This is a genomic window from Flavobacterium sp. ACAM 123 (assembly GCF_000264055.1).
GTDB lineage: Bacteria > Bacteroidota > Bacteroidia > Flavobacteriales > Flavobacteriaceae > Flavobacterium.
Window position 1 is genome coordinate 1 of record NZ_AJXL01000005.1, and the last position, 25,400, is coordinate 25,400.

A 25,400-nucleotide genomic window follows, 5' to 3' on the forward strand; every position below is an offset into this window, starting at 1 on the left:
ATCTTTCGATACGCCAGTATTTTCCGAATCATAATAATATTTTACTTTCGCCATATTTTAAAATACCCTATTTTTGCGCATTGTAAAATGCAAGTAGAACAAATTTAATAAATGTTTCATTTGTTCTCGCGTTTTTTCAATAATAAATAAAATAATGTGCCTATTCCAGCTATTCGTTGCAAGTTCTCGTTTAGTTCTCGTTTTTTCTAATGAACTTGCAGGAGCTTTCTCTGGTCGCTCTGCCATTTCATGAAAAAATAGAGCACTAAATCTCGAAGCTTTGCACTGCTATCTGGGGCGTAGATTGCTTTTGAGCAAAATATAAATTAAAAAACTTAGCGCCTTAGTGGCAAAAAAGATAAATAATGAAATCACAAGACGTACGTAAACAATTTTTAGACTTTTTTCAGAGTAAAGGACACTTAATTGTTCCTTCGGCTCCCATAGTTCTTAAAGACGATCCCACGCTGATGTTTAATAATTCAGGAATGGCGCAGTTTAAAGAATATTTTTTGGGGAACGCCAAGCCAAAAAACAATAGAATTGCCGACACTCAAAAATGTCTTCGGGTTTCAGGAAAACATAATGATTTAGAAGATGTAGGTTTTGACACTTACCACCATACCATGTTCGAAATGCTGGGAAACTGGTCTTTTGGCGATTATTTCAAGAAAGAAGCCTTGCCTTGGGCTTGGGAATTTTTAACAGAAGTGTTGAAATTAGATAAGGAACGCTTGTATGTTTCTGTTTTTGAAGGAAACGAAGCAGAGAATGTGCCTTTTGATCAGGAGGCTTTTGATATTTGGAAACAATTCGTTCCTGAAGATCGCATTATCCTAGGAAATAAAAAAGACAATTTCTGGGAGATGGGAGATCAAGGACCATGCGGACCATGTTCTGAAATTCATATCGATCTCCGCAATGATGAAGAAAGAGCGGCAGTTTCAGGTAGAAGTTTAGTCAATGCAGATCATCCGCAGGTAGTTGAAATATGGAACAACGTATTTATGGAGTTCAACCGCAAAGCCGATGGTTCTCTAGAAAAATTACCAGCACAGCACGTAGATACCGGAATGGGATTTGAGCGTTTGTGTATGGCAATGCAAAATACTACCTCAAATTATGATACAGATGTGTTTACACCGCTTATTCAAAAAGTGGAGGAAATTACCGGATTGAAATATACACCTAATTCTGTCATTCTGGACGATAGTGAAGAATCTGAAGAACAAAATAAAACGAATATTGCGATTCGTGTAATTGTAGATCACGTTCGCGCGGTAGCCTTCGCTATTGCCGACGGTCAATTGCCTTCCAATACAGGAGCGGGGTATGTGATTCGCCGTATTTTGCGCCGGGCAATTCGTTACGGATTTACTTTTTTGAATACCAAAGAACCTTTTATATTTAAGTTGGTTGCTGTTTTAGCAGATCAAATGGGTGAATTTTTCCCTGAAATTAAAAAACAACAAGGCTTAGTGACAAATGTGATAAGGGAAGAAGAAACGTCTTTTTTGCGTACACTAGATCAAGGTCTACAGTTGTTAGATAACGTAATTGCTACAAATCAAGGAAAAGAAGTTCCGGGAGCAAAAGCATTTGAATTATACGATACTTTTGGTTTTCCTATTGATTTGACGGCTTTGATTCTTAGAGAAAGAGGATTCAGTCTGGACGAAGCCGGTTTTGATAAGGCGATGCAAGAACAAAAAACGCGTTCACGCGCAGCCTCTGAAGTTTCAACAGATGACTGGAAAATTTTAGTGGAAGGAAATACGGAGACTTTCGTGGGGTATGATCTAACGGAAATCCAAGCAAAAATAACAAGAATTCGTAAAGTGGACTCTAAGAAAGAAGGTGTGATGTACCAAATAGTTTTAGATACAACACCGTTTTATTCTGAAGGGGGAGGACAAGTGGGAGACAAAGGGGTTTTAGTTTCTGCAAACGAGACCATTCAAATTATAGATACTAAAAAAGAGAATAACTTAATACTGCATTTCACTAAAAAATTACCGCGGAATGTAAACGGTGTTTTTGTTGCTAAAGTAGATAGTAAATTAAGATCAGATACTACAAAAAATCACTCTGCGACACACTTGATGCATCAGGCATTACGGAGCATATTGGGAACACATGTGGAGCAAAAGGGATCATTAGTAAGTCCAAATCATTTGCGTTTTGACTTTTCTCATTTTGCAAAAGCTACTGATGAAGAATTGCAGCAGGTAGAAGATTTTGTTAATGCCAGAATTCAGGAACAATTGCCATTAATAGAAAGGAGAGATATTCCTTTCGCGCAGGCGGTAGAAGAAGGCGCTATAGCCTTGTTTGGTGAGAAATATGGAGATCATGTTCGTGCAATTAAATTTGGCGAAAGCATGGAGCTTTGTGGAGGAATTCACGTGAAGAATACAGGAGAAGTCTGGTATTTTAAAATTGTTGCAGAAGGAGCAGTTGCTGCAGGGGTTAGACGTATCGAAGCGATTACCGGTGATGCTGTCAAAGGTTTTTTTGCTTCTCAGGAAGTTGCATTGAATGAAATTAAGATCGCCCTAAAAAACCCGCAAGATGTTATTAAAGCGGTAGTGTCAGTACAAGAAGAGAATGCAAAATTAAAAAAGCAGGTAGAGCAATTAAGTAGAGATAAAGCAAAAGGATTAAAAATAGAATTAGCGCAACAAATTCAAGAAATAAATGGAGTACAGTTTCTTGCGGTGCAAGTGGATCTTAACCCAGAGGGAGCTAAAGATTTGGCGTATGATTTAGGGAAATTAGGGAGTAATATGTTTTTAGTTTTGGCTACAGCTGAAGAAGGAAAACCGATGCTGAGTTGTTATATTTCTAAAGAGCTGGTTGCGGATAAAAAATTAAATGCAGGGCAAGTAGTTCGTGAACTAGGGAAGTACATACAAGGAGGCGGCGGAGGTCAGCCTTTCTTTGCTACTGCTGGAGGAAAAAACGCAGGCGGCATTCAAGAGGCTTTAAACAAGGCAGTAGAGTTCGTGAGGTAGTTCTTTCTTACTGTTAAATAAGTAACCCTTTGCGTTTGTTCAGGCAAATCGAAAGGGTTTTTTGATAAAGTGTTAACTGCTTCAGCAATTAATTTAACTGCTCTTTGATCGTAAAAGCGATATAAAAACACCTATCACTCAAAAAACGATATTTAAATTGAAGCATGTTAGATTCAATCTTTTTATAAGATAAAAAGGAGTTTGCGATTTTCTATAAATAGTCTCTTAAACGAGTTTTTAGGCTGTTGGACTTGTTTAGTTTGCTAAGCAGAATTTATTTTTTAGATTTACTCGCCCTATTTGCAGCAAGCTTATATCACCTACTCCCATGAAACATTCAATTAAAATATTTTTGTTCCTCTCTGTTTTTTTTGTCTTATTGAGTTCTTGTTCCAATGACAACGAGGGTAAAGTTAAATTCCTTACAAAGTTAGTTGAAACACCAGAGGGTAGTGCATCGACTACAACTTTGCTCAAGTATATTGGGAATGAAATCGCAACTATAGATCGCGTCAATTCACATACTGACTTCAGCTATACAAATGGTCTGATTACAAAAATAGTAACGATAGACAAAGCTACGCAGGAAAGTACCACCTTAGAATATTCATACGATATCGATCAGTTAATACAGGTTCTCTGTCCAAACAATTATGTGATAAAGTATATTCACAATATCGATGGCACTGTTTCTTATGAAAAAAAGAGCGTAAATTCGGGAAGTCAAGAGGCCATGATTTATCATGGAACATTGCATTTTAAAGATAAAAATTTAATAAAAGACGAAAGGATTTTAGATGAAGCAGGGCCAGGCGTAGTTTCAAAACACACTGTAAATTTTGAATATGATTCTAAAATTAATCCTTTTTTTGCTATTTTAGGATATAATAAGTTACTGGATCACAAGGAGATTATTTCATTCAATAATAAGCTAATTAGCTTCGATGAGAATAGTACAACTAATGCGGCAGATCAAACCATATCTTCAGCTCAATTTTTTAATAGTACGTTTAAATACGACACGGATGGTTACCCTACAGAGCAGTTGACGGAAACAGCGAAGTCCGGATATTTAAAATCCGAATATTTTTACTAATAAATCCCTAAGTTTGCAGAAATAATATGCGATGCAATTTAGAACCCAAATACCCATTCCTAAAACTATTCACCCGATCGATTATAGCTCGAAGATTATATCTTTAGGCTCTTGTTTTGCGGTAAATATGTCGGAGAAACTGGATTATTTTAAATTACAGAATTCCTGTAATCCTTTTGGTATTTTGTTCCATCCGCTTGCAATCGAGAAATTAATCACCTTCGCTGTTGCACAAAAGGTATTTACGGAAGCTGATATTTTTTTTCACAATGAGCGCTGGCATTGTTATGATGTCCATTCTGATTTAAGTAATGGAGATTCAACTGAGTTATTAAAAGATTTGAATACCATTATTCAATCAATGATGAAAGAAATAAGCGAAGCGACGCATGTCATTATAACCTATGGGACGTCTTGGGTCTATCGAAATAAGGAAAGTAATGAAATAGTTGCTAATTGCCATAAAGTACCTCAAAAACAGTTTGAAAAGCATCTATTATCGATAGCTGTAATTCAAAAAAGTATTCAAAATACAATCTATTTAATACAATCTATAAATCCAGAGGTAAAAATCGTTTTTACGATTTCACCTGTTCGTCATTTAAAAGACGGTTTTGTTGAAAATCAGCAAAGCAAGGCGTATTTAATTAGTGCTTTGCGTGAAGCGCTGCTTCAATTGGTTTCTGTCAGCCCCGCCGGGAATTTTGGACTCTTTCCTTCCTACGAAATTATGATGGATGAACTTCGTGATTACAGGTTTTATGCCGAAGACATGTTGCACCCCAATCAAGTGGCCATCGATTATATTTGGAAACGTTTCAAGGAAACAAACATTTCAGAAACCGCTTTTGCAACAATGGAGGAAGTAGAAACGATACAGAAAAGCTTGTCTCATAAGCCGTTCAACCCCAATTCAGAGAGTCATCAAAAATTTGAAGCTAAACTAAAAAATAAAATCGCTACATTGGTTTCTCAATATTCATTTATGAAATTTTAATTATGCTTAGAAGATTACTTGTTTTTATGGGAATGATAGTCACCGTTGTGCTGTTGTTTAAATATTGTGAATTTAAGAAAGAGGACGACTCGGGAATCGATTATAATACTGACCTGATTCAGCAGCAAATTGTTAACGTAGGTAAGCTGGTAGTGACGGAAGGGCATTTCTCTGAAGTGGTTACGTACAAGAATAAGGAAAAGTATCTAATGGGTATGGTTTCATTCGATAAAAAAGCGTTGATTGTTGTTAACGCTGATGTCACTGTCGCTTATGATTTGCATAAAATGAAATATGACATTGATGAAAAAAATAAAACAATTTCCATTTTAAGTATTCCAAAAGAAGAAATAAAAATTAGTACTGACATTCAATTTTATGATGTGGAGCAAAGCAAGTTGAATCCTTTCACAGGGGATGATTACAACAAGATAAATAAATCAGTAAAAGCTAATCTGACTAAAAAGATACAAAAGTCTACCCTTAAAACTAATGCTCAAAATAGATTAGTTAGTGAGTTGGCGAAGTTTTTAATTCTTACTAATAGTTTAGGATGGACGTTGAAATACGAAGGTGTTATCATTGAAAGCGAAAAAGATTTTGAAGAAAAAGTAAAATTATAACAGGTTTATAATTTGTTTTTCTTTTGGTTAAAAAGAGATTAAACAGTACATCTGATTCAAACCCTTTTTTATGCTATTTTGACGGTCTTAATTCAGTTATCATCGTTTCTCTCATCTCGATTTTATGAATTTTACCAGTAACAGTCATAGGAAATTCAGTGACAAATTACACCTAGCTGGGAATGTTGTAATGGGCTATTTTTCCTCTACAGTATTCTTGTATTTCTAAAATTGTAAGTTCTGATTTGTCATATATTTGAATCCAAACACATACTTGCTCTCCGTATTTTTCATCTGAAATAGCAAAAACCGAAACTTCTTTAATTTTTTCATGGGTATATAGAAATTCTTCAATGACTTTCGGGTAAATGTTTTCTCCGCCATGGATAATCATGTCTTTAATACGCCCCACGATATTAATATACCCTTCTTCATCCATAGTCGCTAAATCGCCGCTATGTATCCAGCCTGAAGCATCAATAGATTCTTTTGTTTTGATGGGGTCGTTCCAATAGCCAAGCATTACGCAGTAGCGACGGTTACAAAGCTCTCCCGATTCACCTACAGGAACGACTTGATCCGTCCCGGGATAAATGATTTTTATTTCGGTATGCGGTAAAACCCTACCCACCGTGCTAACTCTTTTGTCAAAAGGTGCATTATGCTTATTTTGAGTACTCAATGGACTCGTTTCTGTCAGGCCGTATCCAATTTCCATTTCGACTAAATGCATTTCGGTTTGCACTTTCCTCATCAATTCGGAAGGACAGAGCGATTCGGCCATGATTCCTGTTCGCAAGCTGCTGAAGTCGTATTGTTTAAAGTCAGAATGCGCCAGTTCAGCAAAAAACATTGTGGGCACACCATAAATAGCGATTGTTTTTTCCTCAGCGACTGCTTTTAAAGTTGCTTCCGCATTAAAGGTCTCACTCGGGCAAATCATGGTTGCCCCCTGACTGATGCAACCCAAATTCCTAATACCATACCGAAGCAATGGTAGAGGGGAACTGGTATAACGATTTTGTCTTTTTCGGTGGTGAGTTGCGTTTTTACTGCGATATAGCCATTGTTTAGAAGGCTGTGATGGCTTAATGTCGCTCCTTTTGGGCTGCCGGTTGTTCCACTTGTAAATTGAATGTTAATGGGGTCGTCAAAAGAAAGGTGGCGCTGTCTGGTTTCCAGTTTATGATGATCAATTTGAATTCCCATATCGATAAATTCTTCCCACATCAGGATCCCTTGTAGGTTGTTTTGCTTAAAGGAATAACCGATTTTAACAACGGAAGCTCATCACAATCGAAAGTAGGAAGTCTATTGCTTTTGAGATTCGGAATCAATTCATAAAGCATTTGACTGTAGTCTGTGTACTAGTTTTTGTCCGCAATTACAATTGATTTGCAGCCTAAATAATTTGAGGCATATTCTAGTTTGTACGTTTGGTAACTGGTATTTATGTTTACTAAAATAGCACCTATTTTGGCTGTTGCAATTTGAACAATTAACCATTCTACACATTTGCTAGCACATATTCCTACACGATCGCCCTTTTGGATTTCAATCGCTAAAAATGCTTTGACACATTGATTTACTCGAATTTCTAATTGCTCGTAGGTATGGCGAATATTATGGTGTTTAGAGACCACGGCCTCGGTTTTGGGAAATCGACTTACGGTCTCCTCAAAAGCTTCGCTTATTGTTAGACCTAATAAAGGCTCGTCATTGATGCCGCTCGCGTAGCTGTATTTTTTCATGATCTCTTATTTAAAAAGGAGTGGATTATTTGTGATATCAGGCTCGGGTTTTCTTTAGGTGGAAAATGTCCGACGTCTTCAATAATAGTATATATCGCATTACTTCCAATTTTTTCGGTAATTCCGGTGCAATGTTCTTGAGTCGCATACTCGTCTTTTTCGCCTTGCAGTATGAGACTTGGGGACTGAATTTTTATAAGTAGCTTTTCAATATTCCAGTTGTTGAACGGCTGCGATAGCCAGTATTTGTCCCAAAATTTTGAAAAAGCGGGAATGTTTCATCGTTATGGTATTTTTGTAATTGGAAAATAATTTTTTCTGAATTCTTAAGGATGTTTCTAATTCCTGTTGTGGTAGCTTCTTCTACTTTAGCATGATCTGCAATACTAATGATTGCTTGCCAATCTTGATATTTGGCGGCATATAATAGCGAGACACTAGCCCCATCACTAAAACCAATTAAAATAAAATTTGTAAAGTTTTATGACAGTACAATTTGCCTTAGAAAATCGGCTTCCGCTTCAAGATAGCCTTTTGACCATTGCTTATCCAGCGGATCTTATTTTCCATGACCCAATCGATCATACAAAACCCTGCTATTTCCATTTTGCTACAAAGTTGAAAAGGAAAATCTTTCCAACTTGCAGAACAGCCCAATGCATCATGAATAAAAATCAGTACTGGTTTATTAGTTGAGTTCTGTGAGATGACCTGGCTGCAATAAATATTTTTCTTTGCTATGCAAATCTTCTTATTGCCTTTAGTACTCATGCTCAAATTTTCTTTATAAAATTTAAACATAGGTTTTTTTAGACCTGAATCAGTCTGACATCTGTTTTTCTTTTGCTACCATTTCGCAGAACTATTCCCATTTAACAAATAAGTAGAAAATCTGTTTTAGGAACAAACAAAATACGCCGCCAAACAAAAGATGTAGGGCGGCGTGTACAATGTAGAAATACTTTTTATGTAATAGTAATCGGTGTTATATCGTTATGATTTTGCGAAAAATTAAATCTAGGCCTCCAGAAATTAAATGGGCTATTGTAGGTCTTTTTTGTTTTAAATCTTCAAGGTAATCTAGAACTTCTTGAAGTAGGGGAGAGTCGTTTCGAGTTTGGAGAAGTTCCGCAATTTCAACAGTAAGTAACCAGTCATTTGGATGGTCCTTTTTTAGTCTATGGAAAATAGGATCTAAGGAAGCATAGATGTCTTGAGATTTCCTAATAATCCTTACCATCTGGTAAAGTACTTCCAAGTCATCCCGTTCAGCAGTCTGTTTTGCTTTAATGGTCGTGCTCGAAGGCATGTGGTTAATCAAGTCAAAACTGTTTGCGTCAGCTGGTCCGGAAAAAGCAGAAACTACTTTTTTTCCTACTGCCATATCATAAACGCCCCACTCCGGTTGAAACAAGATAGTTTCCCCATGTGTTACGGTACAGTTTTTAAAACGGATAAGGATAATTGCTCCTTTTAAATTTCTGGAACCAGTGATGATTTCTCCTTCTACGGTAATACCTCCTTCAAATTCCAGTTTTATACTGTTGCTTTCTGTTATGTTATAAGCGCTTAAGTCCTTTGGACTCATATCTTCAATCGCTAAATTGATTCCTTTCAGTTTCCCGATTGGACTACCAAAACCGCCGGTATGGTTTGCTGTTCCATGACCTACCAATTCTTTTTCGCGAGAAGCTAGTGCTGTTTTTCCTGTCGTTTGTATGTATATCGGTTTTCCATCTTGTTCAATTACGTTAGTGAACACTCCAGAAACTTGTAAACCGGTACTTAGTTCAATTGTACCTAAGGCACCCGAGACGATCAGTTTTTCGATTCCCGATAAGCCTCCAGTTCTCAATGCCATCTTATTGGCAAATTCCTCTAAAACTAAATTTAGATAAGCAAAATTAGGTGTCACATAAAGCTGGGGTTGCGGTTTTGTTATATCAAAATTAGCGTGCGCAGCAGCAATGGAATAAGTAATTTTTTGTACTTCATTAGTCATACACCATGCGCTTTCGCCAATGGAAGACAATAAACCAGCACCATATATTTTAGGGTTGTCCAATGTGCCTATCAAGCCATATTCCACAGTCCACCAGTGAAGGTTTCTAATTTGTGCCATTTCAGATAATTCACCCATGTTATTTTGTAAATCTTCTACTGCCTTTTCGGCTTCGTCAATAATTGCTTGTGGCGTATCTTCTGCTTCCTTCACAATCGAAAGCAAACGGATGGCTTCGTACATTTGGTAATCTTTATAGGATGAAATTGCTTTGCAGCCTATTTCTCCAAAACGACGCAAATATTCTGCATATTCTGGATTGGCGATAATCGGGGCGTGACCTGCACCTTCATGAACAATATCTGGCGCTGGCGTATATTCTATGTGTTCCAGTTGACGTATGTCTGATGCAATAACTAACACATTATAAGCCTGAAATTCCATAAAAGCGTTAGGAGGAATAAATCCGTCAACGGCTACGGCAGCCCAACCAATTTCAGTTAGGATACGATTCATACCATACATGCTCGGGATATTGTCGACTTCTATGCCCGTTTTTTTCAATCCTTCGAGATATGAATTATGTGCCACTTTTGACAAGTAATCTACATTTTTACGCATTACATAGCGCCAAACCGCTTGATTTATAGGCGTGTAATCGCTATAATCCTGGGGTTTAATAAATTGTTTCAAGTGTTTTGGCAATCGGTCTAATAAGGGATTACTTTCAATAGTTGAGTTCATGTTCAAAACGTTCTAGTTATGATACAAAAGTACGAATTCCGGTAGCTATTTCTCGCTTTTCACCACAAGTTTTTGCAAAGCTATTTGTTTTTTTAAAGTTCATAAAAAATCTTCCTTTAGTCGTCTTTTATAAACAAGAAGAACTAAAACGACTTTTACAAAAAGCTTTGTATTGCAATCTGGGCTAGGTTAGTCGGGTAGTACTGATGAATATCTTCTTCTACTCTATTAAAAAAAACAGTTACAGCAATCGTATGAAAAATCAGTAGTTCTGCTATTATCATCCTTTGCTGAGGTCTCTTTTTTAAAAGATGGTAACTAATAAGTTGCTAATAATCAGATTAATAGTTGGTTAATGTAAAATTTTTTTCCACTTTCAAAAAGTTGTATCTTTATAGTATAAAACAAAAATATTATGAATATTGAAACGTACAAAAATCAGATAATCAAAAAACTAATAGATGTGCAAGATAAAAGTATTTTAAAAAAAATAGATACAATCTTGAATGGAGACATTATAGTGGCGCGAACTATTGAAGGGAAAAACTTGACTAAATCACAGTATGTTGAACATATTGAGTCTGCTAGTGAGTCCGCTATAGATGGAGCCGAAACTTGCACGTCTGCGAAAGTGATTGATCATATATTGGGTGAAAAAGAAGACGGGTAATTTATTCTCGAGAAGTGGGATATTTATTTTCTAATAATCATAATTGCACTTTGGAAGGCTGTTCGCAAAGTACTGATAAATATATAAATAGCCATGGTATTTATAGCGCAGTTATTGTTCTGTTCTACAACCTTAGTCTACTTCAAAAAGCAGCACTTGCGTTTTTTGTTTATCAGAGAAATTATTGTCCGAAACAAAAAGTAGTGACTGCTTTCCACTGGCTAGTTTTGGACCAAAAGTCACTCCTTCAATATTATCTATAAAAACTCCCAAGTCGTCCATGTTTAGGATTAGTTTTTTAGAGGTTACTATAAACTTATTATGCTGCAAAGAAGTAATATTCTTAACGTCAGTCGCTTTTGAGAAATCACATAAATAGACTTTTATCGTACAGGCCTGTTTTCCCACAGAGTAGGATCGTTCCACCACTAATAACTGATCTTTTCCATAATACTGAATAGCAGATACTCCATTGACAGCAAAACCATCTTTAGGATTGGGTTCGTGCGCTATTGGATCTAATTCATAGGCATATTGCGCTGTATTTTTTCTGGATTTCACATCAAACTCATATAGGCGTATCAAGCCGCTCTTTGTTAGAGAAGCCTTACTGTCGTCCTCGTACAGGGGCTCTTCAATGTTAGTGTATAGTGTCGTATAGTTTTTGTTAAAAGCGATTCCTTCTAACACGCCATTGTTACGAGGGCCTTTTTCTTCTTTTTGCATGTTGAGATTCGCGGGTAAATCATAGGCATTTATAAATTTTCCTTCTGTGGTAGCTGTCTGAATCGCGGCGTGCTGCAGTACTGAAAAACCGTTGGAGATAACGCGAGCTCCTTCACTGCTCCATACTACTGTTTTTGTTTTTGGATTGTAACGTAATTCTTCGGGATCAATCGATTTATCAGGTTGTTCCTCCCAATTGCTGTATTTTTTACCAGCTGCATTTTTTAAGGGAACCACATTTTGAAAGGCTATACTATCTATTTTATTAGTTCCCAAATGGATTTTGGCAGTATAAAAGCGAGCGTCGTTGTAGACGGCTCTATCATCACAAATAAAATAATAAAGATCATTTTTAGCATCATAATCGATACTAGATAGTCCACCAACGACTGTGTTTTTAAATTCTTTATTGAAAGGAATTTCAATGCTGTTTAACAGTTTAAAGTTGGGATTGCTGTTTGCTGTTTGATTCGTTTTTACAGTAGAACAAGAGAGGAAGCTAAAGGGTAAAAAAGCAAGGAATAATAATTTGCGCATCTGGTGTTATTTCAAATTTAAAATGTTTCTGTTTTGTCCTCTATTTCTAAAATAGTCAATTTTATAATTGAACATTTCTGCCATATTCTTGGCGCGCAATTTTGCTTATTCAGCGGCAGCGCTAGCAAATAATTCGTCCGTTGTAGCGGTAAAAATTTCCATCCGGTGGTCAAAATGTTATTTGGCAACCGGTAATTGTTTAGAAGGAGGTAAAGGACTGCCTGAACAGGTATGTACCTCGAGTAGGATTGTTTGCCATAAGTGGAACATTTTTTCCAAATGTTCCGGCCAGCGATCGCCTATTTTTCTATTAAATATTGGACCGATCAAGTCGTCTTCTTGCACCTTGGGATAGAATGTGTCAACAAGTAATTTTATGTCCTCAAGGGTTGTTATTTCCCTAAGAATTGCCATAATTGGGTATAAAGAATTCTATGCAAAAGTAGACCAATTATATAGGAAAAATAATATTTGACTATTTAGATTTTGGAGGAAATTGTGCTAAAATCTTGGCGACAAACTCATTGATTCGTTTTTCTTTTTGCTCCCGATTTTCTGTTAAGTACCCTACACCTTGACCTTCCCAAATTAGTTCTTTTCTCTTGGCATCAATTAAGTCAATGTAAAGTGTTCCCTCTGTTGTCGAGCTAATATAATTGCGGCCTCCCCACAGGTAAGGGTTCCATCCGTATCCCCATCCATAACCCCAACCAGCATTGTATTGGTTTACGTCGATGCGTTCTCTTTCTTTGGTAAAAATATTCACCAACAAATCAGGGGTTTCACTTTTGATCATTCCTTTTTTGCTGAGTTCAGCATCTATGGCATTAAGAATTCTCTTTTTATCTAATCCAGAGATTTCAACTTTATCCACTCCTTTTTTATGGAATGCATAAGTCTTATATTGATTAAAATCTATGTTTTTATCGTAGTCATAATTAACTCTAACGGAGCTGCAAGCGCCTAAAATAAAAATAAAAAGTACCGGTATCAGTTTAAATGCTTTCATGGTGTAAATATTTGACGGATAAATCTTTACTAAGATACGTTCCTTTTTTTAAAAATCCAATAAATTATCAGCAACTATATTAGGAACCGTCACTTTTAATAAATGTTCCGCTTCCATCGTTCTTTTAATCGCAAATAGTGCACCTTCGTTACGAGCCCAACTTCTCCTAGAAATACCATTGTTAACATCCCAAAAAAGCATGGATTCAAATCGTCTTGCGGTTTCTTTAGATTAGTCGAGAAGCATACCGAAACCGCATTAATTACTTCGCCCCAGCCCACTCCGCCACCATCGTGGATCGATATCCAAGTGGCACCACGAAAACTGTCTCCAATCACGTTTTATATGGCCATATCAGCCGTAAAACGCGAGCCGTCGTAGATATTAGATGTTTCTCTGTAAGAAGAGTGTGTTCCCGATACATCATGATGGTCCCTTCCTAAAATTACCGTTCCAATATCTCCTTGGGCAATAGCCTCATTAAAAGAAGTTGAAATTTTTACACGGCCTTCCGAGTTGGCAGAAAGGATTCTCGCCTGTGAGTCGACTACTAATTTATTTTCCTGTGCGTCTTTTATCCATTGTCTTTTATCCAGCATTTCAACTGGTGCCCTCTTTGCCATCTTTTCCAGTACTTCGCAGGTGATGGTATCTGTTTTTTGTAATTCTTTCGGTTTCCCTGAAGCGCAAACCCAACGAAAAGGACCAAACCCATAATGAAAGCACATGGTTCCCATGATGTCTTGGACGTAACTTGGGTACTTGAAATCAGTATGATTCTCAGCCATTACGTCGGCTCCGGCACGAGAAGCTTCTAGTAAGAATGCGTTTCCATAATCAAAGAAATAAGTTCCTTTTGCTGTATGTTTATTGAAGGCGGTCGTGTGACGGCGTAATGTTTCCTATACTTTTTCTTTGAATAGATCGGGATTATTTGCCATCATTTCGTTCGCATCCTCAAAGGAAATGTCGGCTGGATAATGCCCGCCCGCCCATGGATTATGGAGGGAGGTTTGGTCACTTCCCAAATCGATATGAATGTTTTGTTCGTCAAATTTTCCCCAAACATCAACTACATTTCCGAGGTAGGCAATCGATACGATTTCTTTGTTGGCTTTCGCCAAAGCGACTCTTTTTACCAACTCCTCAATATCTTCGATCACTTCGTCGATCCAACCTTGGCTGTGGCGAATATAGGTAATCTTGGGATTGACCTCAGCACAAACCGTAATGCAACCGGCAATATTTCCTGCTTTGGGTTGGGCACCACTCATACCGCCTAGTCCTGAAGTAAGAAAGATTCCTCCTGAAGGACTTCGTTTTATTTTTCTAAAAGCATTCATTCAGTACCGTAATGGCGGTTCCGTGTACAATTCCTTGTGGTCCAATGTACATATAGGAGCCCGCAGTCATTTGCCCGTATTGTGATACTCCCAAAGCATTCATTTTTTCCCAGTCATCTGGTTAAGAATAATTAGGGATCACCATTCCGTTAGTTACCAAGACTCTAGGTGCTTCCTTGTGAGAAGGAAACAATCCCATAGGATGACCGGAATATAAAGTTAATCATTACTCGTCTGTTATTTCTAGCAGGTATTTCATAGTCAACAGCTATTGTGCCCAGTTTTGAAAAACAGCTCCATTTTCGCCAGAAGTGATTAATTCATGAGGATGATGTGCCACGGCATAATCCAGATTATTTTGGATCATCAGCATAATGGCTGTTGCCTGTTCGCATTTTCCGGGATGTTCCTCAATTGGGCGTGCGCGCATTTTATAATCCGGACAGAAGCGGTACATATAAATGCGACCATAGGTTTATAGCTTCTGACGAAATTCTTGAATTAGCTCGTCGTGATGTTGCGGATCAATATAACCTAAGGCATTTTTTTAAGGCTAGTTTTTTTTCGTCAGCCGAAAGGATTTCTTTTCGTTTAGGCGAGTGATTGATAGCCGCCTCATAAGGTTTTAGTTGAGGCAGTATAGCGGGTATTCCTTGTTATATTTGTATTTGAAAGAGCTCCCTAATCTCCAAAGGGGGAACTGTTTCTGTTGTCATATTTATGATTTTTTAGCTGTATTTTTTATGTCAACTATAAAAAATTTGGAATGTCAACTTAGTTTTTTATCGTGTGTATTCGTGAGATCATTTAAGATAACAACTATCTGATTGATGGTAGGATTCGTGAATGTTGATTCGATATCATAGTGAACAAATACCCATCTCTTTTTTTCGTCGTTTTAAACACTTCAACTATTATTATTAAGCTCTAACCTAAATTACTATTTGTTATTCATAGTTTTTATTTATCCCACCTTTGGGGGTTGGAGGTCCTCCATAGGGACAATGACGGCATCCGCTTTTACAGCAATATCCTCTTTTTAGGTGGTGTTTTTCGGTAAAGCATTTATAACCTTCAGGAGTGTAATAAAAGTCTTCGCCTTCGATTAATTTATTTGGATCATTCTCATCTATCATATTCGGAAGTAGTCTATTGTAAGCAGATTTGTAATGTTTCAATTTATCGCGATACTCAAATAATTGAGTATTTCATTAAAAAGCACTATTTTAGTCGTGCAAATTTATAATTTTATAACGAATGTTTCTTATTATAACAAAATATTTAATTCCCAAAGATTTTCGTGGATTAACCATTTTTCCATTCGTTTTTGTAAGATGTCGCGAGGACAAACAAAACATTGTTTTTATAAATCATGAAAAAATACACTTGCGTCAGCAATTGGAATTATTAATAGTTCCTTTTTATATATGGTACATCTTGGAGTATTTTGTACGATTGGTTCAGTATAAAAATAGGGATTTGGCTTACAGGAATATTAGTTTTGAGCGTGAAGCGTACAGCAATGAATACGACGTGGGCTACTTGAAAGACAGAGCTATTTTCCGATTCACAAAGTATTTGGCACTAAGCGAAAAGTAACTTTAATCAAAAGCGCTTTTAAAAAGCTTCTACTTCCTGTTGTGTTGTCTTTCATTTTTATGATGTTTAGGGTTTTATGACCATTTAAAGGAGCAAGACTTTTGGCGAGAATGGCTGTGAATCTTGCTTTTTTCTTGCATATAAACTTTACCTTTGTAAAAAATATTAATTTGAATCAAGCTCTTTCTATACTATTTCCTAATTCAATTTCTGTAACTATTAAACGGGAAGATTTGATTCATCCTTTTGTTTCGGGAAATAAGTTCCGGAAGTTGAAGTACAATTTACTTCAAGCAAAAGAGGAGAACCAGACGACACTGCTCACTTTTGGCGGAGCCTACTCTAATCACATTGCCGCAGTAGCTTTTGCCGGAAAAGAACACGGATTTAAAACCATTGGAATTGTTCGAGGGGATGAGTTGTATGATAAAATAGCAACTAATCCAACCTTGAAATTTGCCCAAGACTATGGTATGCAATTCGAATTTGTCTCAAGAGAAGAGTATCGATTAAAAAGCGAAATTTTATTTTTAGAAAACTTAAAACAGAAATACGGGGATTTTTACCTTATTCCCGAAGGAGGTACCAATGAGCTAGCCATAAAAGGCTGTCAGGAAATTCTAACCAAAGAAGATGAACAGTTTAATTATATTTGTTGTCCCGTGGGAACTGGCGGAACAATTTCCGGAATTATTAACAGTGTATTGCCACATCAAAAAGTTTTAGGATTTCCTGCTTTAAAAGGGGACTTTTTAAAAGATGAAATCCGTAGTTTTGTACCTGCTATTACAAATGAAAATTGGGAGCTGATAACTGAGTATCATTTTGGTGGATATGGTAAAGTCAATCAGGATTTAGTTGCTTTTATCAATCAGTTTCTTGAAAAAAATAACATCCCTTTGGATCCTATTTATACTGGAAAGATGGTTTTTGGCGTTATGCATAAGATAGATACCAATTATTTTCCGGCAGGTTCAAAAATTTTGCTGATCCATACCGGAGGAATTCAAGGAATCGAAGGGATGAATACAAAATTGAGAAAGAAACAATTACCAATAATAAATGCCCATGTTTAAAAAAATCCTACTTGTACTTACACTACTTACTTTACTGAGCTGTAATGTTACAAAACCTGTAATAGTAACGAAAAAACCCGTGCCCTCAAGCTCAAAAAAAGTGGCTACTCGTTCTGTCAAAAAAACAAATGAAGTCAAGTCGATACTGAGGAACGATAAAAAACAAGTTGATGAGGTAGGTGAAGTGATAGAAGCAACATCGATAACATACGTTGGGACTGATGTGATAGGCAGGTATATTTCTCAATATAAAGATATTGCCATAAGTAATATGCGAATTTATGGAATCCCGGCAAGTATTATTTTAGCTCAAGGGATATTAGAATCGGGAGCAGGAAGAGGCGACCTGTGTATTAGAGCCAACAATCATTTTGGGATAAAATGCCATGAGGGTTGGACTGGAGAGTCGGTCAGGCATGATGATGATTCCAGTCAAGAATGTTTTAGAAAATACTATGAACCTGCAGAATCGTTTAATGATCACGCCTTGTTTTTGACAGGTAGAAGCAGGTATTCCAGTTTATTCACTTTGCGCAAAGAAGATTATAAAGGCTGGGCAAATGGGCTAAGGAGAGCGGGATATGCCACGGATCCGAAATATCCAGATAAACTAATATCGTATATCGAGCGCTACCATCTGGATCAGTTTGATGCCTTCGTAATGGGTCAAGAGTATGTTCCAAGTGAAAATCGAGATACGAGAATAGCAGCTCTTGGCAGTCAAAACCAGTCGTTACATGAGGTTCAAAAAGGAGATACTTTGTATTCGATATCAAAAAAATATAATTTATTGGTTACTGAATTAAAGCAAATAAATAATCTGTCAGCTAATACCATATCTATCGGTCAAAGGCTGATAGTGAAATAATAGAATTTTAGAATAGAGAAGGTTGTAAATGAAATAACAAAATTACACATGTTATATAAAAGAAGTAGTCAGCTTTTTGCTGAAGCAGAAAAGGTAATTCCAGGAGGAGTAAATTCACCAGTAAGAGCATTCAAAGCAGTAGGGGGAACTCCAATTTTTGTGCAACGTGCCAAAGGCGCTTATCTGTACGATGAAGATGGAAATCGTTTGATTGATTATATTAATTCTTGGGGTCCTATGATTTTAGGGCATGCCTTTGAGCCTGTGGTACAGGCCGTAATTGAGAAAGCAAAGTTGGGTACTTCTTTCGGTATGCCAACAGAATTGGAGACTCAAATTGCTGCTTTAGCTGTTTCTATGGTGCCTAATGTCGATAAAATAAGATTTGTGAATTCAGGTACAGAAGCCTGTATGAGTGCAGTAAGACTAGCTCGTGGATTTGCAAAAAAAGATAAAATAATAAAATTTGCTGGTTGTTACCATGGGCATTCTGATTCGTTTTTAATTCAGGCAGGAAGTGGAGCAGTAACTTTTGGTTCGCCTAATAGTCCTGGAGTAACTGCCGGAACAGCTAAAGACACTTTACTGGCTACCTACAATGATTTAGAAAATGTTAAGACTGTAATTGAAGCCAACCAAAATGAAATTGCCGCTATAATCGTGGAACCAGTTGCGGGTAACATGGGCTGTATCCCGCCGAATAGAGGATTTTTAGAAGGTTTACGCCAACTTTGTAACGACAATGACATTCTCCTTATTTTTGATGAGGTTATGACTGGATTTCGCCTAGCACGTGGCGGAGTACAAGAGTTATTAAATGTTAATGCTGATATTATTTGTTTCGGAAAAGTAATAGGTGGTGGTTTGCCCGTAGGGGCTTTTGCAGCTCGCGCAGAAATAATGGATTATCTTGCTCCAATAGGACCTGTTTACCAAGCAGGAACTTTATCAGGAAATCCATTGGCCATGGCTGCAGGGTTGACGATGTTGCAAACATTAAATAATGATCCTGCTATTTTTGACAGATTAACAGAGAAAACAGCTTATTTGCACAAAGGAATTGAAGCGGCTTTAACAGCAAATAATGTGGTGCATACTATAAATAGAATTGGATCTATGATTTCGGTTCATTTTGATGCTACTCCCGTAATTGATTTTAAATCGGCAGCAAATGGAGACAATGAGACATTCAAAAAATTCTTTCATGGATTGTTGCAGGAAGGAATCTATATTGCGCCATCTGCATATGAAAGTTGGTTCATAACGGATGCACTTAGCTACGAAGATTTAGATTTTACGATTCGAGCAGTTGATAAAGTATCTAAAACCTTTTAAATACTGAAAAAACTTCCGGTAAAAGCCGGAAGCTTTTTTTACTGATTGAATATTCAAAACAGTCAGTCCAAAAATTTTTATGGGGTAATACAAAGCTTCCGGGCATAATAATACTAGTTGAAGAGGGAAATAGTAAAATGGAACTAGACTATATCGAACATAAAGCGGTATTTGATAAAACAGGGCGTGATATTAATGCTATTTCAGTAATACACCATAAGCGTGCTCTATCTAATTAGATTTATTTCTGTATGTCTTTTTTTTTGATCCATTCTATCGCCCCTTTTTTTCTGCATTCTTTCTGACCTTCTTGTTTCTTGCTTACTTTTCATAGTATTCCATTTTTCAAACTGATCTTCAGGTAAGATATTTTTCATTTTGGCTTTCATGTTAATGTGCTCGTCTAGCATTTGACTTTTTCTTGTGACACGCTCGTCTGAAGAAAGTTGTGAATTCAAATCTTTATTTGCTTTCCTTTCTTTCATTCGTGATTCTCGTTTAGCAGTTTGCCCGACGATGATACTTTTCATCTGTCCTTGCTGTTTTACACTCAATTCCAGTTCTAAAGTTATTTTTTTCAACATCAATTGATTGCTTTGCTCAAGAGTGAATTTTTCCATTTCAGCTCTTTTAGGCCTGTCTTTTCTGTCTTTTGCAACACCGGTCATACTAACAACAAATACTACCGCGATAATTAATTTTTTCATTTCTATTGTTTTAGAGTTATGTTTATCAGATGCGTATCATTAAATAAGGTTTAATCCCATAATGAAAGTTTAGTAGAAGTGATATTTGTCAAATAGAATTGAAAAGAAAGATCTGCCTTTGCACGATGAAAAAATGTACGGTCATAATTATTCTCGTTTTGTTTCTAAAACCAGTATTTCCGGTTCTAGACTATGCTGTAAATAATGATTATCTATCGAAAGTACTTTGCATCAATAAAGACAAACCAGAACTTAAATGTTATGGCAAATGTCATTTGTTGAAAGAATTGGCGAAGGCTTCAGAAGAGGACAGACCCATTTCTTCTGATAAAAAGTAAAGTTCAAATCTTTTTGTTGACCTCAATCACTTTAGTTCTGGCATTGTAGCTTCAGCTGCTTTAGATTCTATTTTAAGACAAAGTGGAAAACTGGGAATTATACTTTCTGAAACATAAAAAGCACAACTAAGCACTTTCTTATTTATAAATATTTTGAATAAATAGTGTAGCGGTACTGTATTTCTAACTTTTGATATTATCTTTATGGCATTCCCCTTGTGAGATTAACTACTCCTTTTAATTTATTTCAATACTATGACAACAAAGAGCAACTTAATTACACAAAAGATTTCTTTCTTTTCAACACAGTCTTACGATAAAGTCTTCTTCGAAAAGTACAATGCTGATTTTGGCTTTGAATTAGAGTTTTTTGAAGTTCAATTGAATTCTCGTACTATAAATTTAATGCAGGATACTGCTATTGTGTGCGTTTTTGTTAACGATGTTGTAGATGCCGAAGTCATTGAAAAACTGGCAGAAAATGGCGTGAAAATTATAGCATTGCGTTGTGCAGGCTTTAATAATGTTGATCTTATAGCTGCAAATAAAGCAGGTATCAGAGTTTGTCGTGTGCCATCGTATTCTCCCGAGGCTGTGGCTGAGCATGCTATGGCAATGATATTGACTTTAAATCGTAAAACACATAAAGCGTACAATCGAGTGCGGGAACAAAATTTTTCGTTAAACGGACTTTTGGGTTTTGATTTACATGGTAAAACAGTAGGGGTTATAGGAACCGGAAATATAGGTAAAGCATTTGCTAAAATTGTTTTAGGCTTTGGTTGTAAAGTTTTAGCTTTTGATATCAATAAAGATCAAGAAATGGAAAAGTTGGGAGTGCAATATGAACCCATAGAGACTATCTTTAAATCGGCTGATATCATTTCTTTGCATTGTCCATTAAATGATAGTACAAAGCACATGATAAATCAAAGTTCGCTTTTGCAAATGAAAGATAATATCATGCTTATTAATACCAGCAGAGGAGCTTTAATTAATACTACAGATATTATCGAAGCGCTAAAAAATGGTAAAGTTGGTTATTTAGGGATTGATGTATACGAACAAGAAGAGAAATTATTCTTTAAAGATTTGTCTGAAGATATTATCCAAGACGATGATATACAGCGACTAACGAGTTTTCCTAATATGTTGCTAACTGCTCATCAGGCATTTTTCACTAATGAAGCACTTACCCAAATTGCGCTCACTACTTTTAGAAATGTATCTGATTTGATCATTAAAAAGGACATTGATAATAAAGTAGCACTATTAAATTAAATGAAAAGAGGCTGTTCGAAAATGACAGCCTCTCTTCTATATTTTATATGTAAAAATTATTCCTTCAAGCGACAAGCCTTAGTATCTCCAACAACAATGACTTCGGTCATTCCTAAAGAAGATAAATTTTTCATCGCTTTATCCCATTTTTTACCGCTCAATTCTGATTTTATTTTCAATAAGCCAAATTCCATTTGGTCTTCATTAGCTCGCAATAAAGAAACAATCAGTTTTTCATCGTCTTCCAGCTCCACTTGAACTTGTTTTTTCTCGGGTCGCATTTGAGGGAACAACAACACTTCTTGGATAGAGGCATTATTAGTCAAATACATGATCAAACGATCCATTCCTATTCCCATACCTGATGTAGGAGGCATTCCGTATTCTAAAGCTCTAAGGAAATCTTCATCAATAAACTCAGTTGCTTCATCATCTCCTTTTGCAGCTAATTTTAGTTGCTCTTCAAAACGTTCTCTTTGGTCAATAGGGTCATTTAATTCAGAGTAGGCGTTTGCTACTTCTTTACCGCAAACCATTAATTCAAAACGTTCTGTTAATTCAGGATTGTCTCTGTGTTGTTTACACAAGGGAGACATTTCCTTTGGATAATCCGTAATGAAAGTGGGTTGGATATAGTTTCCTTCGCATTTAGCGCCAAAAATTTCATCAATCAATTTTCCTTTACCCATCGTTGCATCCACATCAATTCCCATTCCTTTTGCTGCATCAAATAATTCCGCTTCACTTTTACCAGAAATATCAAAACCAGTAAAATGTTTAATAGAATCAGTCATCGTAACGCGCGCATACGGAGCTTTGAAGTTTATTTTATGCTCGCCAAAGGTAGCTTCGCTTGTTCCGTTTACCGCGACAGCACAATGCTCTAAAAGGTCTTCGGCAAATTTCATCATCCAGTTGTAATCTTTGTAGGCTACATATATTTCCATGGCGGTAAATTCTGGGTTGTGCGTTCTGTCCATTCCTTCGTTACGGAAGTTCTTTGAAAACTCATATACTCCTTCAAAACCACCAACAATCAATCTTTTTAAATACAACTCATTGGCAATACGCATGTACAAGGGCATGTCAAGCGAGTTGTGGTGCGTGATAAACGGTCGCGCTGCAGCACCACCAGGAATTGGCTGTAAAACAGGTGTTTCCACTTCAAGATAGCCTCTATCGTTAAAGAAAGAACGCATAGCATTGAACATTTTTGTCCTCTTGATAAAAGTTTGTTTTACATGATCGTTCACCGTTAAATCTACATAACGACGACGGTATCTTTGTTCTGGATCTGCAAATGCATCATATGTTTTACCATCAGCATCAGTTTTCACAACAGGAAGTGGTTTCAAGGCTTTTGCTAAAACAGTCATTCCGTAGATATGAACCGATATTTCACCTACCTGAGTTCTGAATACCGTTCCGCGAACCCCAATAAAATCGCCAATATCCAATAGTTTTTTGAAAACTACATTGTACATTGTTTTCTCTGCGTCAGTTGAAATATCATCTCTCGCAACATAGATTTGAATGCGCCCTTCCGCGTCTTTCAATTCCGCAAACGAAGCCTTTCCCATGATGCGTTTTCCCATCAACCGACCTGCTAAAACTACTTCCTTTCCTTCGTACTTATCAAAATCGGCAAGGATGTCGCTGGAATAAGCGGTAATTACAAATTCGTTTGCAGGATAAGGGTCAATCCCTAATTCGCGTAATTGGGTGAGTGCTTCTCTACGAAGTGTTTCTTGTTCGGATAATGCCATTTTATGCTATTTTTAAGTCTGCAAATATAGTCTTTATGTGTTAAAGTTGCAAAGTCATAAAGTCTTATAATTGCAGTGTTGAAAGAGCTGTTTTCAGGAGCACTAATTTATATTACTTCAATTGCGAGTTGTCCTGCTCTCCCCTTTATCTCTCTGTCCCGAAGCTTCGGGATAGAGAGGATATCGGCTCAATCAGGGCTATTCACCGTGATTTTGTTTTTTAAAGGCGTTTTTCAAATTAAAAACCATTAAATAATCGGAAATTAATTACATTTATATAAAAATAGTTAAAGTGAAAATCTATAAATAAGGATGCATAACAAATGAAAAAATACTTTTACTTTTTGATATTGGCAGTTTTCGCTAGCAGCTGCCAAGTCAGCGAAACCATTTATCTCAACGAGGATGGCAGCGGTAAAATTGAAGTCGTGGAGCTTCGTGATGAACACAGCTATATGCAGATTGCAGGGGCTAATTATTCCAAAGAAGAAAAGTACGTCGACACCTCCTATACTTTTAGCGACGTCGTTTTAAAATACAACGACACCTTTTTAAAATTTACGAAGTCGGAACAGGAGCTATTCTCTACCTATAAAGAGGTGAATGTGCATGTCAAAAAAAGTTCTTATGATAAAGAATTTAGAACAGAGTTTACGCAATCTTTCGATAAAATAGAAGCCATTCCAGATTTATATAAAACAGAAGATTATGCGGATGATCTGGAGCATAATTATGCGCTAACTGCTGAAAAGCATTATTATAAGGTGAGTTATGACTTTGACGGAACCGTTTTTAATAGAATTGTAAAAATCACTGATGTAGCAGAACTTGAAAAAGCGTCGGGACGAATTGATACTTTAAAAATTCAAGGGTCAAGATTTAATTTGGTGCAAACCTTTACGTTGAGCTATAATTTTTCTCGAAAAATAAAATCGGTTTCGAATGTGAATGCTAAAATCAGTCCCGACAAGAAATCATTGTCGTTGCAACTACTTTTGACTGATTGTTTACAAAACCCGCAAGGAACAGCGCTGGAAGTAGTGTTGGAAAATGCCCTGTAGTAGACTTTCTTGTTTTATAACTTTAAGTCAATAAAATCCTTTGTAACTTTGCCATTCAAAGAAGAAAAATGAATAAGACGATGCAACTACAAGATTTAGGAAACAAAGACTATAAAGAAACTTGGGAATACCAGGAAGAATTGTTCAAAGGAATCGTTGATTTGAAAATCAGAAATAGGAGAGAGGAGCTTACTTTAGAGACGCCTAATTATCTTTTGTTCGTGGAACATCCTCACGTGTATACCTTGGGAAAAAGCGGTGATTTGTCTAACTTACTATTGTCCGAAAAACAACTCGAAGACAAAGGCGCTACGTTCTACAAAATAAACCGTGGTGGCGATATCACGTATCATGGACCCGGCCAAATTGTAGGATATCCGATAATAGATCTAGAGAACTTCTTTACAGACATCCATAAATATTTGCGTTTTCTGGAAGAAGCCATTATTCTTACTTTACAGGAATATGCTATAGAATGCGGCCGTAGTGATGGTGAAACTGGGGTTTGGTTAGGTGTAGGAACTCCATTTGCCAGAAAAATTTGTGCTATGGGTGTACGTGCATCACGTTGGGTTACTATGCATGGGTTTGCCTTAAACGTAAATGCCGACTTGGGTTATTTTGACAATATCATTCCTTGCGGTATTCGTGGAAAGGCAGTAACCTCTTTAAACGTCGAACTTGGTGTCGAAAAGGTAGATGAGGAAGAGGTAAAAGAAAAAATCTTGAAACATTTCACGGAGTTATTCGGTTGTGAGATTCAATCGGCAATGTAAAATCGTTAATCAACAATCTAAAATCCTTTTTTAATCAAGTAATATTTTAAAAAGACAAAGCACTATTCCATTAAGTCTCCC

23 protein-coding genes and 2 pseudogenes are annotated in these 25,400 nt (G+C 36.6%); 13 read left to right on the top strand and 12 right to left on the bottom strand.

Annotation, left to right across the window (positions count from 1 at the left end):
- Nucleotides 1-365 precede the first annotated feature (365 nt).
- From alaS to A3SG_RS0101495, 4 genes are all read left to right on the top strand, one after another.
- Nucleotides 366-3,014: an alanine--tRNA ligase gene (gene alaS, locus A3SG_RS0101480; RefSeq protein WP_016988237.1), complete on the top strand. Its 2,649-nt coding sequence runs from the start codon at nt 366-368 to the stop codon at nt 3,012-3,014.
- A gap of 328 nt (nt 3,015-3,342) precedes the next feature.
- Nucleotides 3,343-4,110, top strand: coding sequence for a hypothetical protein (locus tag A3SG_RS0101485; RefSeq protein WP_016988238.1), 768 nt, complete (start codon nt 3,343-3,345; stop codon nt 4,108-4,110).
- Nucleotides 4,111-4,141: 31 nt separating this feature from the next.
- Complete coding sequence (locus A3SG_RS0101490) at nt 4,142-5,107, top strand: GSCFA domain-containing protein (RefSeq protein ID WP_016988239.1); 966 nt, start codon at nt 4,142-4,144, stop codon at nt 5,105-5,107.
- A 2-nt stretch (nt 5,108-5,109) separates the two neighbouring features.
- Nucleotides 5,110-5,730, top strand: a complete 621-nt coding sequence (locus tag A3SG_RS0101495) for a DUF4230 domain-containing protein (protein WP_029596548.1) — start codon at nt 5,110-5,112, stop codon at nt 5,728-5,730.
- A 172-nt stretch (nt 5,731-5,902) separates the two neighbouring features.
- Here the strand turns inward: A3SG_RS0101495 and A3SG_RS23015 are convergent, their stop codons facing one another.
- From A3SG_RS23015 to A3SG_RS0101510, 5 genes and pseudogenes are all read right to left on the bottom strand, one after another.
- Nucleotides 5,903-6,253 carry an AMP-binding enzyme gene (locus A3SG_RS23015; RefSeq protein ID WP_410500984.1) on the bottom strand — a complete coding sequence of 117 codons (351 nt, stop codon included), beginning with the start codon at nt 6,251-6,253 and terminating at the stop codon, nt 5,903-5,905.
- 45 nt (nt 6,254-6,298) lie between these two features.
- Nucleotides 6,299-6,960 (bottom strand): annotated as a pseudogene (locus A3SG_RS23020) (AMP-binding protein); the annotation flags it as partial.
- Between the two features lie 137 nt (nt 6,961-7,097).
- Nucleotides 7,098-7,481 (bottom strand): AMP-binding protein, encoded by a 384-nt coding sequence (locus tag A3SG_RS22110; protein WP_016988243.1) that lies wholly within the window; start codon nt 7,479-7,481, stop codon nt 7,098-7,100.
- Between the two features lie 501 nt (nt 7,482-7,982).
- Complete coding sequence (locus tag A3SG_RS0101505; protein WP_029596549.1) at nt 7,983-8,252, bottom strand: hypothetical protein; 270 nt, start codon at nt 8,250-8,252, stop codon at nt 7,983-7,985.
- Nucleotides 8,253-8,466: 214 nt separating this feature from the next.
- The gene (locus tag A3SG_RS0101510) at nt 8,467-10,227 is read right to left on the bottom strand and encodes an aromatic amino acid hydroxylase (protein ID WP_016988244.1); all 1,761 of its coding nucleotides are present in this window, start codon (nt 10,225-10,227) and stop codon (nt 8,467-8,469) included.
- A gap of 415 nt (nt 10,228-10,642) precedes the next feature.
- On the opposite strand from A3SG_RS0101510, the gene A3SG_RS0101515 reads away from it, so the two are divergent.
- Nucleotides 10,643-10,897, top strand: coding sequence for a hypothetical protein (locus tag A3SG_RS0101515; RefSeq protein WP_016988245.1), 255 nt, complete (start codon nt 10,643-10,645; stop codon nt 10,895-10,897).
- A 132-nt stretch (nt 10,898-11,029) separates the two neighbouring features.
- Here A3SG_RS0101515 and A3SG_RS0101520 read toward each other — a convergent pair whose 3' ends face one another.
- The 5 genes and pseudogenes from A3SG_RS0101520 to A3SG_RS0101560 all read right to left on the bottom strand — a co-directional run bounded on the left by A3SG_RS0101520 (nt 11,030) and on the right by A3SG_RS0101560 (nt 15,648).
- Complete coding sequence (locus A3SG_RS0101520) at nt 11,030-12,160, bottom strand: esterase-like activity of phytase family protein (RefSeq protein WP_016988246.1); 1,131 nt, start codon at nt 12,158-12,160, stop codon at nt 11,030-11,032.
- A 177-nt stretch (nt 12,161-12,337) separates the two neighbouring features.
- Nucleotides 12,338-12,574: a group III truncated hemoglobin gene (locus tag A3SG_RS22830; RefSeq protein ID WP_016988247.1), complete on the bottom strand. Its 237-nt coding sequence runs from the start codon at nt 12,572-12,574 to the stop codon at nt 12,338-12,340.
- Between the two features lie 61 nt (nt 12,575-12,635).
- Nucleotides 12,636-13,169, bottom strand: a complete 534-nt coding sequence (locus A3SG_RS0101530) for a DUF4136 domain-containing protein (RefSeq protein WP_016988248.1) — start codon at nt 13,167-13,169, stop codon at nt 12,636-12,638.
- A gap of 48 nt (nt 13,170-13,217) precedes the next feature.
- Nucleotides 13,218-15,162, bottom strand: a pseudogene (locus A3SG_RS22660) (urocanate hydratase).
- 297 nt (nt 15,163-15,459) lie between these two features.
- Complete coding sequence (locus tag A3SG_RS0101560) at nt 15,460-15,648, bottom strand: DUF5522 domain-containing protein (protein WP_016988254.1); 189 nt, start codon at nt 15,646-15,648, stop codon at nt 15,460-15,462.
- A 121-nt stretch (nt 15,649-15,769) separates the two neighbouring features.
- Between A3SG_RS0101560 and A3SG_RS0101565 the strand changes: the two genes are divergently transcribed.
- The 4 genes from A3SG_RS0101565 (at nt 15,770) to hemL (ending at nt 19,390) form a co-directional block, all read left to right on the top strand.
- The gene (locus A3SG_RS0101565; RefSeq protein WP_016988255.1) at nt 15,770-16,111 is read left to right on the top strand and encodes a hypothetical protein; all 342 of its coding nucleotides are present in this window, start codon (nt 15,770-15,772) and stop codon (nt 16,109-16,111) included.
- A gap of 170 nt (nt 16,112-16,281) precedes the next feature.
- Nucleotides 16,282-17,187: a 1-aminocyclopropane-1-carboxylate deaminase/D-cysteine desulfhydrase gene (locus A3SG_RS0101570; RefSeq protein ID WP_029596550.1), complete on the top strand. Its 906-nt coding sequence runs from the start codon at nt 16,282-16,284 to the stop codon at nt 17,185-17,187.
- Entirely contained in the window at nt 17,180-18,055 is an 876-nt protein-coding gene (locus tag A3SG_RS0101575) for a glucosaminidase domain-containing protein (protein WP_016988257.1), read from the top strand. The genes A3SG_RS0101570 and A3SG_RS0101575 overlap by 8 nt, the downstream gene beginning before the upstream one ends.
- A 48-nt stretch (nt 18,056-18,103) precedes the next feature.
- On the top strand, nt 18,104-19,390 hold the full coding sequence (gene hemL / locus A3SG_RS0101580) for a glutamate-1-semialdehyde 2,1-aminomutase (protein WP_016988258.1): 1,287 nt from the start codon (nt 18,104-18,106) through the stop codon (nt 19,388-19,390).
- A 227-nt stretch (nt 19,391-19,617) separates the two neighbouring features.
- On the opposite strand, the gene A3SG_RS0101585 is transcribed toward hemL, so the two are convergent.
- Nucleotides 19,618-20,097: a hypothetical protein gene (locus A3SG_RS0101585; protein ID WP_016988259.1), complete on the bottom strand. Its 480-nt coding sequence runs from the start codon at nt 20,095-20,097 to the stop codon at nt 19,618-19,620.
- Nucleotides 20,098-20,222: 125 nt separating this feature from the next.
- On the opposite strand from A3SG_RS0101585, the gene A3SG_RS18800 reads away from it, so the two are divergent.
- Both A3SG_RS18800 and A3SG_RS0101595 read left to right on the top strand, forming a co-directional pair.
- Nucleotides 20,223-20,435, top strand: a complete 213-nt coding sequence (locus A3SG_RS18800; protein WP_016988260.1) for a hypothetical protein — start codon at nt 20,223-20,225, stop codon at nt 20,433-20,435.
- 255 nt (nt 20,436-20,690) lie between these two features.
- Nucleotides 20,691-21,716 (top strand): 2-hydroxyacid dehydrogenase, encoded by a 1,026-nt coding sequence (locus A3SG_RS0101595; protein ID WP_016988261.1) that lies wholly within the window; start codon nt 20,691-20,693, stop codon nt 21,714-21,716.
- A 56-nt stretch (nt 21,717-21,772) separates the two neighbouring features.
- Here A3SG_RS0101595 and lysS read toward each other — a convergent pair whose 3' ends face one another.
- A complete protein-coding gene (lysS, locus tag A3SG_RS0101600; RefSeq protein WP_016988262.1) occupies nt 21,773-23,482 on the bottom strand; it encodes a lysine--tRNA ligase in 1,710 nt (569 codons plus the stop codon).
- A gap of 323 nt (nt 23,483-23,805) precedes the next feature.
- Between lysS and A3SG_RS0101605 the strand changes: the two genes are divergently transcribed.
- Nucleotides 23,806-24,543 (top strand): hypothetical protein, encoded by a 738-nt coding sequence (locus tag A3SG_RS0101605; RefSeq protein ID WP_016988263.1) that lies wholly within the window; start codon nt 23,806-23,808, stop codon nt 24,541-24,543.
- Nucleotides 24,544-24,611: 68 nt separating this feature from the next.
- Nucleotides 24,612-25,319, top strand: coding sequence for a lipoyl(octanoyl) transferase LipB (gene lipB, locus A3SG_RS0101610; RefSeq protein WP_016988264.1), 708 nt, complete (start codon nt 24,612-24,614; stop codon nt 25,317-25,319).
- Nucleotides 25,320-25,400 lie beyond the last annotated feature (81 nt).